12 protein-coding genes are annotated in these 14,140 nt (G+C 70.4%); 8 read left to right on the top strand and 4 right to left on the bottom strand.

What is annotated here, in order from left to right:
• Positions 1–16 precede the first annotated feature (16 nt).
• Entirely contained in the window at positions 17–3,967 is a 3,951-nt protein-coding gene (gene eccCa, locus AB0L00_RS10400; RefSeq protein ID WP_364431113.1) for a type VII secretion protein EccCa, read from the bottom strand.
• Between the two features lie 124 nt (positions 3,968–4,091).
• Here eccCa and eccD point away from each other — a divergent pair, with 124 nt between their 5' ends.
• The 8 genes from eccD to AB0L00_RS10360 all read left to right on the top strand — a co-directional run bounded on the left by eccD (position 4,092) and on the right by AB0L00_RS10360 (position 12,499).
• Positions 4,092–5,528, top strand: a complete 1,437-nt coding sequence (gene eccD / locus AB0L00_RS10395; RefSeq protein WP_364431110.1) for a type VII secretion integral membrane protein EccD — start codon at positions 4,092–4,094, stop codon at positions 5,526–5,528.
• Positions 5,529–5,543: 15 nt separating this feature from the next.
• Positions 5,544–6,986, top strand: coding sequence for a type VII secretion protein EccB (eccB, locus tag AB0L00_RS10390; RefSeq protein ID WP_364431107.1), 1,443 nt, complete (start codon positions 5,544–5,546; stop codon positions 6,984–6,986).
• 281 nt (positions 6,987–7,267) lie between these two features.
• Complete coding sequence (locus tag AB0L00_RS10385; RefSeq protein WP_345355642.1) at positions 7,268–7,591, top strand: WXG100 family type VII secretion target; 324 nt, start codon at positions 7,268–7,270, stop codon at positions 7,589–7,591.
• A gap of 47 nt (positions 7,592–7,638) precedes the next feature.
• A complete protein-coding gene (locus AB0L00_RS10380; RefSeq protein ID WP_345355639.1) occupies positions 7,639–7,932 on the top strand; it encodes a WXG100 family type VII secretion target in 294 nt (97 codons plus the stop codon).
• 137 nt (positions 7,933–8,069) lie between these two features.
• On the top strand, positions 8,070–8,543 hold the full coding sequence (locus AB0L00_RS10375) for a hypothetical protein (protein WP_364431102.1): 474 nt from the start codon (positions 8,070–8,072) through the stop codon (positions 8,541–8,543).
• A 145-nt stretch (positions 8,544–8,688) separates the two neighbouring features.
• Entirely contained in the window at positions 8,689–9,864 is a 1,176-nt protein-coding gene (locus tag AB0L00_RS10370) for a hypothetical protein (protein WP_364431099.1), read from the top strand.
• Between the two features lie 24 nt (positions 9,865–9,888).
• The gene (locus AB0L00_RS10365) at positions 9,889–11,304 is read left to right on the top strand and encodes a S8 family serine peptidase (protein ID WP_364431623.1); all 1,416 of its coding nucleotides are present in this window, start codon (positions 9,889–9,891) and stop codon (positions 11,302–11,304) included.
• Positions 11,305–11,344: 40 nt separating this feature from the next.
• Positions 11,345–12,499 carry a hypothetical protein gene (locus tag AB0L00_RS10360; protein WP_364431096.1) on the top strand — a complete coding sequence of 385 codons (1,155 nt, stop codon included), beginning with the start codon at positions 11,345–11,347 and terminating at the stop codon, positions 12,497–12,499.
• Here the strand turns inward: AB0L00_RS10360 and AB0L00_RS10355 are convergent.
• From AB0L00_RS10355 to AB0L00_RS10345, 3 genes are read right to left on the bottom strand one after another with little or no spacing between them, the layout of a single operon-like run.
• Complete coding sequence (locus AB0L00_RS10355) at positions 12,435–12,893, bottom strand: hypothetical protein (protein WP_364431093.1); 459 nt, start codon at positions 12,891–12,893, stop codon at positions 12,435–12,437. The two genes, AB0L00_RS10360 and AB0L00_RS10355, sit on opposite strands and share 65 nt — an antisense overlap.
• Before the next feature lie 41 nt (positions 12,894–12,934).
• Positions 12,935–13,555, bottom strand: coding sequence for a hypothetical protein (locus tag AB0L00_RS10350; RefSeq protein WP_364431091.1), 621 nt, complete (start codon positions 13,553–13,555; stop codon positions 12,935–12,937).
• Positions 13,552–14,121, bottom strand: coding sequence for a hypothetical protein (locus tag AB0L00_RS10345; RefSeq protein WP_364431088.1), 570 nt, complete (start codon positions 14,119–14,121; stop codon positions 13,552–13,554). Before AB0L00_RS10345 ends, AB0L00_RS10350 begins: the two co-directional genes overlap by 4 nt.
• Between the last annotated feature and the right edge of the window lie 19 nt (positions 14,122–14,140).

Genomic DNA, 14,140 nt, shown 5'->3' with positions numbered 1-14,140 from the left:
CGGGCGGTTCCCATGGCTACTCGGACTGGGCGGTCTGGATGAGGCGGGTGCCGCTGCGGCGGTCGACCAGGTAGCCGCGGCCCGGGGGCAGCTTGTGGCCCTTGATGTTGCCGAGCAGGACGCCTTCGTCCTTGTTGCCGGACATGACCATGCCGGGGGAGCCCATCTCCTTGATGCGCTGGATGACCGGGTCGTACAGAGCGCGACCGGCGCCGCCGTAGGAACGGGACACGATGACGTGCAGGCCGATGTCACGCGCCTGCGGGAGGAGCTCGGCGATGCCCCGCAGCGGGTTCTCCGAGGTCGCGACCATGTCGTAGTCGTCGATGATCAGGAACAACTCCGGCCCGGTCCACCAGGACCTGCTGCGCAACTGGTCCGGGGTCAGGTCCGACGGGGGCAGCCGCTTGGTCATCGCCGCCTGGATGTCCTTGACCAGGGTGGCGGCGGCGGTGGAGGACGCGGCGTACCCGATGCGGTGTTCGAGCTCGGCCGCGTCCAACAGCGCCCGGCTGTAGTCGATGAAGATCATCCGGGCGTTCTCGGGCTCGTAGCGCTCGGCGATGCTCTTCGTGATGAGGCGGAGCAGGTTGGACTTGCCGCACTCGGCGTCGCCGAAGATCAGGAAGTGCGGGTCGTGCGCGAAGTCCAGGTACACCGGCGACAGCGCGTCCTCGTCGATGCCGATGGGGATCCGGGCGCCGGTCTGCGCGACCGGCGGCAACTGCTCGATGGGCAGGAGGTTCGGCAGCATGCGGACCTGCGGCGCGGTCGGCCCGTGCCAGGAGTCCGCGACGGAACGGACGAGCTTGCCGACCCCGTCGGAGAGGGAGTCCGCGGCGACGTCGCCGTCGATCCGGGGCAGCGCGGTGAGGAAGTGCAGCCCGTCGGGGGTGAGGCCACGGCCGGGCCGTCCGGTCGGGACGTTATCGGCGAGCTTGCGGTTGATCTCGGACTCGAAGGCGTCGCCGAGGCGGAGTTCGAGCTTGGTGCCGAACAGGTCGCGGACGCTCGACCGGAACTCGGTCCACTTGTTGGTCGCCGCGACGACGTGGACGCCGTACCCGAGGCCGCGCGCGGCGAGCTGGGTGATGGTGCCCTCGAGGTTCTCGTAGTCCTGGCGCAGTGTGAGCCAGTTGTCGACGACGAGGAACACGTCGCCGTAGCCGTCCCCGGCGTACTCGCCGGAGGCCCGCAGGCGCCGGAAGGTGGCCATCGAGTCGATCCCGCGCTCGGCGAACTCCTGCTCGCGGCGGTCGAGCAGCTGGGTGACCTCCGCCACGGTGCGGCGCACCCGGTCGGCGTCGAGCCGGCTCGCGACACCGCCGATGTGCGGCAGGCCGGCCAGCGCCCCCAGCGTGCCACCACCGAAGTCGAGGCAGTAGAACTGCACCTCCTGCGGCGTGTGCAGCAGCGCCAGCGAGGCGATCAGGGTCCGGATCGCGGTGGACTTCCCGGACTGCGGACCACCCGCTATCCCGACGTGGCCGGCCGCGCCCGACAGGTCCACCCAGTACGGGTCGCGGCGCTGCTGGAAGGGCTTGTCCACGATGCCGGCGACGGCGAGCAGCCTGCCGCGCCCGTCCCAGCCCGCCGGGGTGGTCAGACCCTGATGAGGCGTCGGCGCCAGCGCCGGCAGCAGTTGGTCGAGCGTCGGCGGCTCGTCCAGCGGCGGCAGCCAGATCTGGTGCGGCGGCGGGCCGTACCCATCGAGCTGGCGGACGACGACGTCGAACAGGGAGTCCTGGCTGTTCTGCTGCTCCGCCTCCTCGGGCTGGGACTCCTCGATGACCTGGGGCCGGATGTAGTCCGGGACGTACGGCACGATCTGCCGTACGACCGTGCCGCGACCGCCCGCGGACGACACGTCGGCCTCCACCGGCCCGGAGACGTACGCCGCCTTGAACCGGACCATCGACTCGGTGCCGATCTTCAGGTATCCGTTACCGGGCGCCTGCGGCAGCTCGTACGCGTCGGGCACGCCGAGGACGACGCGCGACTCCATGGCCGAGAAGGTGCGCAGGCCGATGCGGTAGGACAGGTGGGTGTCCAGGCCGCGCAGCTTGCCCTCCTCGAGGCGCTGCGAGGCGAGCAGCAGGTGCACGCCCAGCGACCGGCCGAGCCGGCCGATCATGACGAACAGTTCGGCGAAGTCGGGCTTGGCCGACAGCAGCTCGGAGAACTCGTCCAGCACCACGAACAACGTGGGAAGGGGGGCGAGCGATGCCCCCTCCGCGCGGGCGCGCTCGTAGTCGCGCAGGGAGGCGTAGTTGCCGGCCGCCCGGAGGAGCTCCTGGCGGCGCACCATCTCGCCGTGCAGCGCGTCGTACATCCGGTCGACCAGCGGGAGCTCGTCCTCGAGGTTGGTGATGACCGCCGAGACGTGCTGCAGACCGTCCATGCCCAGGAACGTCGCGCCGCCCTTGAAATCGACGAGGACGAAGTTGAGGATCTCCGAGGAGTGCGTCATCGCCAGGCCCAGCACGAGCGTGCGCAGCAGCTCGGACTTGCCCGAACCGGTCGCGCCGATGACCAGCCCGTGCGGGCCGTACCCGCCCTGCGCGGCCTCCTTGATGTCCAGGTCGACCGCGCGGCCGTCACCGTCGATGCCGATCGGCACCCGGAGCCGGTTGCGCTGGGCGCGGGGCCGCCAGACGACGGCGGGGTCGACGTTGTACGGGTCCTGCACACCGAGCAGGGACGTCAGCGTGAGGTCGGCCGACAGCGCGTCGTCGTCCGGTGCGCTGGCGGAGCTGGTCCGCAGCGGGCTGAGCTGCCGGGCCAGCGCCTCGACCTGCTGGATCGACATGTCGTCCGGCCGGCAGATCGGCCGGGCCAGGTCCTTTCCCGTACGGTCGCGCTGCAGCATGGAGACGCGGTCGGGCGTGACGTCGAGCCGCAGCATGTGCGCCTCGCCGACCGGGTTGGTCGTGCCGGTGAGGTCGATGACGCAGACGCCGTCGATGCCGTCCGCGGCGATCTGGGAGTCGTACGACGCCTCGCCGCCGTCGACGATCACGATGTGGTACGGGAGGTCGGAGGCGGTGAGACCGGGGCTGAACCGCGGCCGGTCCTTCATCTCCGCGCCGAGCAGCGACTCCAGTTCCGTCATCGTGCGGGCGAGCAGGCGGACCTGCCCCGCGGCGTCGTACTCCGTCGGGTGCAGCGCGTGCGGCAGCCACTTCACCCACTGCCACCACGGCATCCGCTCCGGGGAGGCGCACACCGAGACGCGCACGTCGTCGGGGGAGTGCAGGGCGGCGATCTGCCCGACCATCGCGCGGACCATGCCGTAGACGGCGGCCGGATCACCCGTCGGGTAGATGCGCGCGAACGACGCCAGGTTGATGGCCACCGGCAGGTCGGGCACGTTGGAGTGCGTGCGCATGAAGCGGCGCAGGGCGCCCGCGCTCATCGGCTCCAGGTCCTCGACCGGCTTGGTCTCCGGGGGAATGAGCTGCACGGCCAGCTTCTGCGCGCCCGTCCCGATGCGCACCTGCCCGAAGTCAGGGTCGGCGGGACGGCGCTCCCACAGCCGGGCGCTCATCACGATGGACCACAGGCCCGAGGGGGTCGGGCTCATCCACTCCAGCGCCTCACGCTGCATCTTCGCGGCGCGGCGGACCTGACGCCGGACCTGGCCGAGGTAGCGCAGGTAGTCGCGGCGCGCGCCGTTGAGCTTCATCTTGCGCTCGCCGCTCTGCCGGCCGACCTGGCCCAGCATCATGCCGAACATCGACAGGGCGAACATGCCGCTGGACACCCACTGCAGTGGGCTGGAGTTGGGGTTCACCACCATGAAGACCATCGCACCCGCGCCCGCCGCCATCGGCAGGTACATGAGGACGTTCTGGAACGAGTTGCCGACCACCTCGGGTAGCTCGGGCGGCGACTCGAGCAGGATCTCGCCGCGCGGCATCTCCGGGGGTTGCCGGCGCTCCTTGCGTCGCACGAGGACGGTGCTCATCGGGCTTCTCTCCTGCGTCCAGCGGTCGAGCGCTCGTTTGTTGATAATTTTGGCGTCGTCTGGTCTGAGCTGTCATCTTAAGAGTCATCACCGGCGGAGTAAGTGATTCCTCCGGTGGTGAGCGATGTCATCGCCGACCCGAGAGGAAGCGAGGAGTCGCGTGAGCCCGACCGCTGGAGCGGATCTGTGCAGGGTCACGGTCGTGGGGCCGAGCCGGAGGCTTGACATCTCGCTCCCCGCGGATGTGCCTTTCGCCGAACTTTTCCCGACCATTCTTCGACACGCCGGTGACGATTTGGCCAATGTCGGCCTCGGGCAGGGCGGCTGGGTGCTGCAAAGGCTGGACGAACCGCCCCTCGACCCCAGCGCGACGCCGAACCAGGCCGGCCTTCGCGACGGCCAGGTGGTCTACCTCCGTCCCGGAATGTCGCAACTGCCGGAGATGGCCTTCGACGACGTCGCCGACGTGGTGGCGACGGGCGTCAACGAGAAGCCGGACCGCTGGCGTCCGGAGCACGCCCGCCGCGTCGGCATCGGCGTGGGCGCGGCGGTGCCGGCCGTCGGATCGGTGCTCCCGCTGTTCTCCGGACCGTCCTGGGTCGTGCCCGCCATCACCGCCGGCGCCGTCGGCCTGCTGCTGCTCGTCGCCGGGGTCACCCTGTCCCGGGCCATGGGCGACGGCGTCGCCGGTTCGGTCATCGGCCTGGTCGCGCTGCCGTACGCCTTCGTGGCAGGCCTGCTCGGCCCCATGAAGAAGACGACTCCGCCCTGGGACTTCGGGGCGCCGCACCTCGTCGCCGGGTTCGCCGCGGTGGTCCTGGTCGCGGTGATCGCGGCGTTCGCGATCGCCGACGGAGTGCCGACGTTCCTCGGCGCAGCCTTCGCCGCGCTGATGGGCACGATCGGCACGACGGTCGCCCTCTTCTACGACGGCGTGTCGGCGGGCGGTGTCGCGGCCGTCACGGTGGCGGTGACCCTCGCGTTGACGCCGCTCATCCCGACGCTGGCGTTCCGGATGGCCCGGGTGACGCTTCCGCCGGTCCCGACCAGCGCCGACGACCTGCGCCGCGACACGCTGATGGTGGACGGCCAGGCGGTGCTCGGCCGCACCCGGCGGGCCGACCGGTTCGTCACCGGGATGGCCGTGGGCATCGCGCTGGTCGGCCTGGTGGGCGAGTTCGCGCTCGCGTTCACCGGCGGCTGGGCCGCGCCGGTCGCCTGCGCCGTCACGTCGCTGACCCTGCTGCTGCGCTCGAGGATCTTCCGCGGCCGCGCGCAGCGGCTGTGGTTCCTGCTCTCCGGGTTCGCCGGGCTGGTCATGCTGGCCGTCGGCCAGTCGCTGCACGCCACCGAGCAGGTGTCACGGGTCGTCGTGCTCATCGCCCTGGTCGTCGGCGCGCTCGTCGTCGTCGCGGTGGGCGGCTGGCTGCCGGAGAACCGCCCGTCACCGTTCTGGGCACGGGCGGGGGACATCGTGGAGATCCTGCTCATCGTCGCGTTGATCGCGCTCGCTCCCGGTGTGCTCGGCCTGTACGACTACATCCGCGATCTCGCGGGCTGACCCGGCGGAGAAGAGATGCAGACCAGGAAGGACCTCCTCCAGGCGCATCGGCTGATGACGCAACGCGCGTCCCAGGCGCTGATGCTCGGCGAGCCCGACACCCCCGAACAGCCGATGCGCCGGCTGAACGTCGCGTCCTTCATCGGCGTGATGGTCGCCATCCTCGTGATGGCGGGGTTCGGCATCATCGGGCTGATCAGAAACGGTGGGAGCACCCAGGGCCTGGAAGAGCCGGGGACGATCATCATCGAGAAGGAGACCGGGGCGCGGTACATCTGGTGCCTCGACGGCAGTCGCAAGCTCTGCCCGGTGGCGAACTACACCTCGGCGAAGCTGCTGTCCGGCGCCGACGCCTCGAAGCAGCACCTCGTCTCCCGGGACTCCCTGGCGAAGTACGACCGCGGCCAGACCGTCGGCATCCCCGGCGCGCCCGACACCCTCCCCGACGCGAACAAGCTGGTCAAGATGCCCTGGTCCGCCTGCGTGCGCGCCGCCGACCTGCCGAACGGCGGACACACCTCGCTGGTCACGCTGGTCGCCGGCAAGACCGTCGGCGGCAACCCGCTCCCCGCCTACCAGGCGATCGTCGTCCAGGCCGACCAGCAGCCCTGGATGATCTGGCACAACAAGCGGATGCGCGTGTCGGCGCAGGCGCTGCCCGCCCTCACGTCCACGGCGAGCGTGCCCAAGGTGGCACCGAAGTGGCTCAACGCGCTCACCCCGGGCGCCGACTTCCGGGCGCCCGCGATCCCGGGTCTGGGCCAGAACGCCACCGGACCGAACGGTCAGGGACGAGTGGGCCAGGTCTTCACCGTGCCCAACGTGACGGGGACCAACGCCGCGTCGTACGTGCTGATGGCCGACGGACTGGCCCCCGTCAGCGACATCGAGGCGCGCCTCCTCACGATCGACCCCGCGGTGAAGGCCGCCCTCGGCGACCAGGCCGGTCCGTACCGGATCAGCCCCGACGCCTTCAGCGGCGCGCCGAAGCACGCCGGGAGCATCACGAATCCCGACCTGCAGGGCGGGATGCCGGGCTTCATCACCTACTCCGACACGACCCCGCTCTGCGCGACGTACAGCGACGCGAGCGGCAACGCCGGCGCCCAGGTGACGCTGGGCGCGACGCTGTCGGCGCCGCCCGACAACGCGTACGGCGGAGCGAGCAACGCGGATCAGTTGATCTTCCCGCCGGGCGGCGCGGCGCTGGTCGGCGTCCTTCCCGGACAGGGAAAGAGAGATGAGATCAACACCGTCTTTCTTGTCACTGACGGAAGACGATTCGCGCTGCAGTCGAAGGACGTGGCACAAAAACTCGGTTACACGCTGTCGACCGACGCGGTGCCGGTTCCGGCCGGTGTCGTGGGACTCATACCGAACGGACCGATACTCGACCCGACCGCAGCCCGGAATCCGATCGTCCAGGCTGGTCAGCCGAGCGCACAACCGACCGGATGAATATTCGGTCGCACTTAGTGAACGTCCGGCTGCGAGGTATCGAATCTCCTTCTAATGCCATGGACAGGCGGCGGTCGATACCTTTACAGTTATTTGCGATTCGCGTCATGATGCGTCACCTGTCGGTCTGTTCGACGGCGCCGGTCGCGGGGGTCGGCTGGTGAGGTGTCATCGTCGCCAACGGGGTGTGGCATGGGTGGAACCGTGCGACCGTTCCCCACGTCCGATAGCCAGACCGACGAGCGAGAGCGCGCACCACGCGACGTCACAGGAGGTGACCGATGGCCGAGTCCGGTACACACAAGGCCAATCACGCGGCCATGCGTCAGGCCGCGGGAGAGATCAACGACAAGGCCAACATCATCAAGGGCCTGCAGAACACGCTGGAAGGTCACAAGGACGACCTCATGCGTGGCTGGGGCGGCGAAGCGGCGATGACGTTCGGTGCGGTCCACAAGGAGTTCAACGAGGACTTCGCCAAGGTCATCCAGGCCCTTGAGGGCATGCACGAGGCGCTCACCAACACCGCGATCACCTTCGAGGCCAAGGAGCAGGAGAACCGCGAGGCGGCCAGCGAGGTGCAGCGGCTCCTGGCCGGCGGCTGATCCCGGCGGCGGCACCGAGGACACGACGGACTCTTGACGGAGGAACAGTGAGCGACATCACCACCTCGGCCCAACTCGGCGTTCTCTCCAGCTCGGCCGAGAACTTCGCGATCGTGGCGGGCGCCATCCGCAAGGAGCTCGACGAGCTGCAGACGCACCTGCAGAGCAAGCTCACGGAGTGGGAGGGCGACGCCCAGCAGGCCTACTGGAAGTACAAGGCCCAGTGGGACGCGGCGGCGGCCGACATGCAGGCCGTCGTTCAGCGGCTCGGGCTCGCCATCGGCACGGCGCACGACAACTACGTGCAGGCCGAGAAGTACGGCGTCAACCTCTTCGACTGATGCGCGTGATGGCGGTCGGCCCGCTCGCCAGCGCCGAGCGGGCCGACGGCCGACCAAGAGACTGAAGGATCGGTGCTGTCGCAGGCGACCACGCGGCCGAAGCCGATCGAGTGAGTGGCGAAGGCGCGGAGGCCACAGTGGGCAACCCGTATTACGAGCAGTCATGGCCCACCATCGAGGGCTACAACACAAAAGAGGTCGTGGTCGACCACAAGCTGGTCAGGAGCTACATCGACGAGCTCGACGGGGTTCGCAGAGACCTCCTCGTCGGCAAGGGGCAGGGCGGCAAGGGCTACCCCGATGACCTCGTCAACGTCGCCAAGCAGATCTCGGCCCGGGACGTCGGTGCGGGCGGTGACGGCAAGAAGACCAGCTATCCGGCCGGTGAGGTCATCTGGCAGTCGATCCAGAACGTCGCCGCGGAGTTCCCCAAGGCATACACCGAATGGGTGAACGCCTACAAACAGGTCGTCGAGGCGCTTTACAGCGCGGCGGGTGTGCACCTGAAGGCCGAGACCGACTCCCAACTTCCTGGCACGACGGGCACTCAGCCGACCACGCCGACGACCACCAACCAGCCCTCGGCGACCGGCCAGACCCCTCAGACCTGACACCGACGAGCTGACCTGAAAGGGAGGACTCCTCATGGCACCGGGCGACCCGGATCCGAAGCCCCCTGTTCACCTTCAGGACACCTATGGTGCCAAGGGGAAATGGGACGGCGAATGGGACGACATGGTTCGCATCCTCGATGGGATGTCGTCTCAGGGCCTGAAGATCAACCAGCAGAGCTACCAGGCGGCGGCGGCCCTGCTGGCCGGTGCCGCGGAGACGATCTATCAGACCGGGTACAAGCTTTCCCAGGTGTGGAAGGGCGACTCCGCCGCCAAGATGCAGGAGAAGCTGAAGGAGCTCTGGGAGCAGGCGCGTGAGCTCACCACCGCGGCGAGCATGCTCGAGAACAACCTGTTCAACAACCAGGCGCAGACCATCGCGGATTACGCGGAGAACACGAAGAACCGTCCGACCAAGGACGACGCTCACTGGTACAACCCGGGAACCGACTGGTACAGCCCGTCGGAGTTCTCGATCCTCGGTGCGTTCAACGACAGCAAGGACGAGATCGACAAGCGGAACAAGGACCGTGCCCAGCGCTACATGAACGTCGGGTATCTGGAGAACGGTAACGACTCCCTGGGAAAGCTGACCATGTTCGACAACGGCGGCGTTCCGGAGACCATGAAGGTCAACAACCCGACGGTCACTCCCCTGGATACGCCTCCGCTGGACAATCAGCATCCCATTCCTTCCGGTGCCACCCCCGGCCATCCAGGCGGCCCCGGCGGGAAGATCCCCAACCCCGGCGCGGGGATCCACCCGGGCACCGGTGGCGGGGTTCCCAACCCCGGCGGGGGGATCCATCCGGGTACCGGCGGGGGGACCCACCCGGGCACCGGCGGGGGGACCCACCCGGGCACCGGCGGGAACGTCCCGCACGTGGGAAGCGGCGGTGGTGGAGATCTCGCCGGGCTGCACCAAGGGAACCCTGGTGGGCTGGGCGACGGTCTAGGCCACGGTGGCGGCGGTCTGGGTAATCCCGGCGGCGGGTTGGGACACGGCCTCGGCGGCTCCGGGGGCGGTCTCGGCAACGGCCTCGGCGGCGGTGTCGGAGGCTTCGGCGGCTCACGCGGGCTCGGGACGGCAGGGGGCAGGTCGTCCGGTGGTGCCGCAGGCGGACTCGCCGCCGAGGAAGAGGCCGCCGCGGCGCGGATGGCAGGCGCCAAGGGGGCCAACGGCGCGTCCGGCGTGCCGATGGGCGGCATGGGGGCGGGCAGCGGTCAAGAGCAGGAGCGCGAGCGCTCCACCTGGTTGACCGAGGACGAGGACGTCTGGGGAGGCGACGGTGACGTCGCGCCGCCGGTGATCGGCTGAGCCACCCGCGATCCGGCAGTCTTGATGGAATCGGGCGGGCGGATCCCGCAGGGCCCGCCCGGTTCTAGACCCAGGAGGATTCACGTGCGAAAGCTCGTCCGAGGTGTGGCTGCGATCGCGCTCGCGGCCGTCGCGATCCTGCCGACGGGTACGGCGGCGGAAGCGGCAGCCGCTCCCGGCCCGCGCCTCGAGGAGTGGTGGTTCAGCTTCTGGGACATCCAGAACAAGGTGTGGCCGATCACGCAGGGGCAGGGCGTGACCGTCGCGGTGATCGACACCGGAGTCAACGGCAGCCTGCCCGGCCTGCAGAACGTCGTGCTGAGCGGCACCAACGCCCGCAGGAACGGCACGGGAGACGGCCGCGTCGACACGGACAAGTACGGCCACGGCACCCAGATGGCCGAGTTGATCGCCGGCCAGGGGCAGGACGACGGCATGGTCGGTGTCGCCCCGGGCGCGAAGATCCTGCCGATCGCCGCAGACGATTCCCCGTACACGCTGGCCAGTTCGATCCGCTACGCCGTCGATCACGGCGCCAAGGTCGTCAACATCTCGCTCGGTTCCTCTGACGATCCCGGCCCGACCTGCGTCGCGTACGCGTCCGTCCTCCAGGAGGCGGTCGCCTATGCGGCGCAGAAGGATGTCGTCGTGGTCGCCGCCGCCGGAAACTCCGGCGCCACCACCAACTCTCCGATATTTCCGGCCAATTGCGCAGGCGTCCTCGCCGTCGGCGCGATCAGCGGTAAGAAACTCGCCTGGAATCAGGGGGAGCACCAACCCTATGTGGCGGTCGCCGCGCCGGGCGTCGGCGTCGGTTCGGTCGGTAAGGACGGCCGCTTCGCGCCCAACGGCAACGGCACGAGTGCCGCCTCCGCCCTCACCTCGGGCGCCGTCGCGCTGATCCGCTCCAAGTACCCGAACCTGTCGGCACGCGACGTCGTGCAAAAGATCATCAACACGACGGTGGAGGCAGGCCCGGCGGGACACGACGATTACACCGGCAGCGGCGCCGTCGTTCCGATCTGGGCCCTCACCAAGGACGTGGACAAGGCCGCGCCCAATCCGCCCTACCAGCGACTCGACCAGTGGCTGGCGACGCATGGGAAGAACCTCGCCACGGGTCCGGCGCACAGCGCGAAACCCGCCGCCAAGAAGTCGGGCTCGGGTTCCGGCTCCGGCCTGGTGATCGGAATCGTCGCGGCCGTCGTCCTCGTCGTGATCGTGGTCGTCGTGGTGCTGCTGGCCCGTCGCCGGGGCGGAGGATCCCGCCCGGTCGTCCACGAGCAGCCGCTGGGGCAGGGCCCGTACGGGCCCTCCGCGGGTCCGCAGAGCCCGTACGGCACACAGGGAGACGACCCGTACCGTTCGCCGGGGCCCCGTCCCGGCCCGCCGCCGTCGTTCCTTCCTCCGGCGGACCACGGAGATCCGCCGACCCGTTGACGCCGTGGCCGACCGGCCCGCAGGCGTAAGCTCTGGCGGCATGTCGCGAGGCGTGGTGCTGTTGCCGGTGACGGCCCTGCGGCTCGCCGGGCGCCATCTGGCGACGCTCACGCTCCTGTTCGGCATCGGATATCTCGCGCGGTACGCGCTCACCTGGGCGGGCGTCGCGGTGAGCCACGGACACCACGAGCAGCTGCGACGGGTGCTCGCGGTGCTGATCCTGACCGGCCTGATCACGATCACGCTCGCCGTGACCGTCGGCATGCTCAACGCGCTGCGCGGCACGGACGGCGAGCCGTTCCTCGACGCGATCGGCCGGGCGCTGTTGCCCTTCGTCGTCATCTACGTCGCCTGGGGGATGTACGTCGACGACGTCCGCGCGTTCGCCCGGGCCGACGTCGAGCGCAACCTGAACAGCGCGGCGCACGGCTCCGTCGCCGGATTCGCGCTGGACGTCAGGAACCTGTGGCTCGCGCTGGCGGCGACCGCAGTCGCCTGGGCGCTCAGGACGGGCCTCGAACGGTACCGGAGCCGGCGGCCGCTGGCCGTGCTGCTGGCCTACTGCGAGACGGCCTTCAACCTCTTCGCCGTGTCCTCCGTCCTGCTGCTCGCGGGCAAGGGCACCGACTGGGTGACGAGCCGGCGCGGCTGGCCGGGCGGCGGCGACCTCCCGTACCAGCAGGCGGTCGGCTTCGCGTTCAGCACGCTGGCCCTGCCGCTGGTGTGGCTGGCCATGGCGAGCGTCGTGTACGGCCTCGGTGTCGAGCCCGACGATCACGAGGCCGTGCTCGAGGGCACCCGCTTGGAGGGGGTGGCGCAGGCGGGCGCCGAACACCGGCACCTGGTGCGGCTACTGTCCGGTCAGCGGGAACGCTGGGTGCCGCTCCTGCACGCCACGCGCCTGATCCTGCGGGCGGGCGCGCCCGCGCTCGGGCTGTTCTGCCTGTGCTACTACGCGGTCGACCTGGCGGTGGCGTACGGCTTCCGCGGCGCGCTGCACCTCGTCGGACCGGACCACGACCCGGCGGCGTGGCCGGCCGTCCTCGTGCCGCTGGAGTTCGCGCGCGAGCTGGTACGCACCGTGCTGCACGTGGCGCTGCTGGCGGCAGCCGTCGGGGTGGCGGGCGGGGTCAGCGACGAAACCGCAGCCCCGGAAGGGGACCCGGTCGCGGCGGGGCCGGCCGGAACAGCATGACGAACTCCACCTGACCGGCGACGTCCGCCGGAACGCGCCCGCGCATCTTGCGGGTGGAGCGTTCGCCGGGCTCGTACGGGTCGCCGCCGGAGACATGATCCAGTTCCCACCGGCGGCCGGACCGGTCGCGGAGCTGGTAGTCGTTCTGGAGCTGGATGGTGCCCTCCTGGTCGAGGGCGGTCTGCTCCAGGACCACCTCGACCCGGTCCCCGACCGGCCGGATGGAGCGAAGGCGCCAGGAGGCGTGGTTCAGCGTGCCCGCGCCGCCGGTCGGCACGGTGGTCAGCGCCTCGCGCGCCCGGTGCGTGGCGTAGTAGTGCAGCTTCTCGCGCAGCGGCAGGCCCACCGCCAACGGCAGGACGACGATGAGGGCGAGGGCGGCGCGGCGGCTCATGAGCGGGCTCCGGGGAGGGTCACCCGTTCGGCTGCGGCGGCTCATGAGCGGGCTCCGGGGACCGTGACCCGTTCGGCCGCGGCGGCCACCATCCGCCGGGCGGCGGCCTCGCCGATCCCGAGCGGGACGTTCGCCTGCGCGGTCAGCTCGAACCCGAACGGCGGGAAGCCCTCCGGGACCTTCTTGTCGTCCGGCAGCCGGTCGGACATGAGCAGGGTCGCCCCCGCCAGCAGGGACGGCGGGATCTCGAAGACGAACGGGCCCCGCCGCCACAGGCCGGGGGAGAGGGTGACGTCGTCGAGCGTCGTCGCGGCCGGGGTGGTGACGTCCTTGCCGCTGCCCCGGAACTCCCGCCCGTCCTTGGTGCGCAGCAGCGCGGTCGAGATCTGTACGGGGTCGCGGCGGCTCGTCGCCGCCGTCGTCACCACGACGAACACGCCCTCGGGTCGGAGGAGCTCCTTCTGCGGTGAGGAGATCGACCGGGCCACCGTCACGCTCTCCACCCGCACGGTGAACCTCCCGGCGGTCACGGCCGTTCCGACGTGCCCGGTGACGGCCAGCGGCGCGTACCGGCGGTCGTAGTCGTCGGGGGCGTGGGACCGAACCCAGATCGCGGCGCCGGCGAGCGCCACGCCGAGGAGGACGGCGACGGCGCGCCTCATGCGCTCGCCCACCGGATCGGCAGTGGCACGACGTAGTCGGCGACGTCGCCGTCCTTGGGCTTGTCCGGCTTGCGGGGGATCCAGTGCCGGTACCCGTAGAAGAAGTCCTCCCGGTGCTCGTAGCGCCACAGCGAGAGGCGGGCGTGGAATCCGGCCGGGACCGGCCCGTGCCCGAGCCCGTACGTCAGGACGACCGTCGTCGGCACACCGGGGTTCAGCATGCTCACCTCGAGGTCCTGACTGCGGCCTACCGCGCTGATCGGGGTGATCTGCGTACCCCGCGGGACGTCGAGCGACAGGGCGTTCACCGCGAAGTCCATGACGGGTACGGTCCGGCGGTCCCGCACCGTGACCCGGAGCGTGACGACCAGCGTGGCGCCGCCCCGCTCGACCTGGCGGACGACCACGTCGGCCACGCGGAGACGGTACCGGCCGAGGTCGACGGCGTTCCTCGCCGAGCGTTGCGCGGGACGGGGCGCGGCCCGCAGCCCGCCCGTCGCCCAGAGGCCGGCGAGCAATGCGACGGCGCACATCGCGGAGGCGGTCAGGAGCAGTCGGCGGCGCATGATCTCCCCGGGGCAAGGT

Source organism: Actinoallomurus sp. NPDC052308 (genome assembly GCF_040679195.1).
GTDB classification, from domain to species: Bacteria; Actinomycetota; Actinomycetes; order Streptosporangiales; family Streptosporangiaceae; genus Actinoallomurus; species Actinoallomurus liliacearum.
Note: the sequence above shows the minus strand (reverse complement) of the source record. Positions and strands in the feature narration are given on the sequence as shown.

Coding starts and splice junctions, on each gene's coding strand:
- AB0L00_RS10385 (WP_345355642.1), top strand. CDS start 7,268: ATGGCCGAGTCCGGTACACACAAGGCCAATCACGCGGCCATGCGTCAG.
- AB0L00_RS10355 (WP_364431093.1), bottom strand. CDS start 12,893: ATGAGCCGCCGCGCCGCCCTCGCCCTCATCGTCGTCCTGCCGTTGGCG.
- AB0L00_RS10370 (WP_364431099.1), top strand. CDS start 8,689: ATGTCGTCTCAGGGCCTGAAGATCAACCAGCAGAGCTACCAGGCGGCG.
- AB0L00_RS10345 (WP_364431088.1), bottom strand. CDS start 14,121: ATGCGCCGCCGACTGCTCCTGACCGCCTCCGCGATGTGCGCCGTCGCA.
- AB0L00_RS10360 (WP_364431096.1), top strand. CDS start 11,345: ATGTCGCGAGGCGTGGTGCTGTTGCCGGTGACGGCCCTGCGGCTCGCC.
- eccCa (WP_364431113.1), bottom strand. CDS start 3,967: ATGAGCACCGTCCTCGTGCGACGCAAGGAGCGCCGGCAACCCCCGGAG.
- eccB (WP_364431107.1), top strand. CDS start 5,544: ATGCAGACCAGGAAGGACCTCCTCCAGGCGCATCGGCTGATGACGCAA.
- AB0L00_RS10350 (WP_364431091.1), bottom strand. CDS start 13,555: ATGAGGCGCGCCGTCGCCGTCCTCCTCGGCGTGGCGCTCGCCGGCGCC.
- AB0L00_RS10365 (WP_364431623.1), top strand. CDS start 9,889: ATGGAATCGGGCGGGCGGATCCCGCAGGGCCCGCCCGGTTCTAGACCC.
- eccD (WP_364431110.1), top strand. CDS start 4,092: ATGTCATCGCCGACCCGAGAGGAAGCGAGGAGTCGCGTGAGCCCGACC.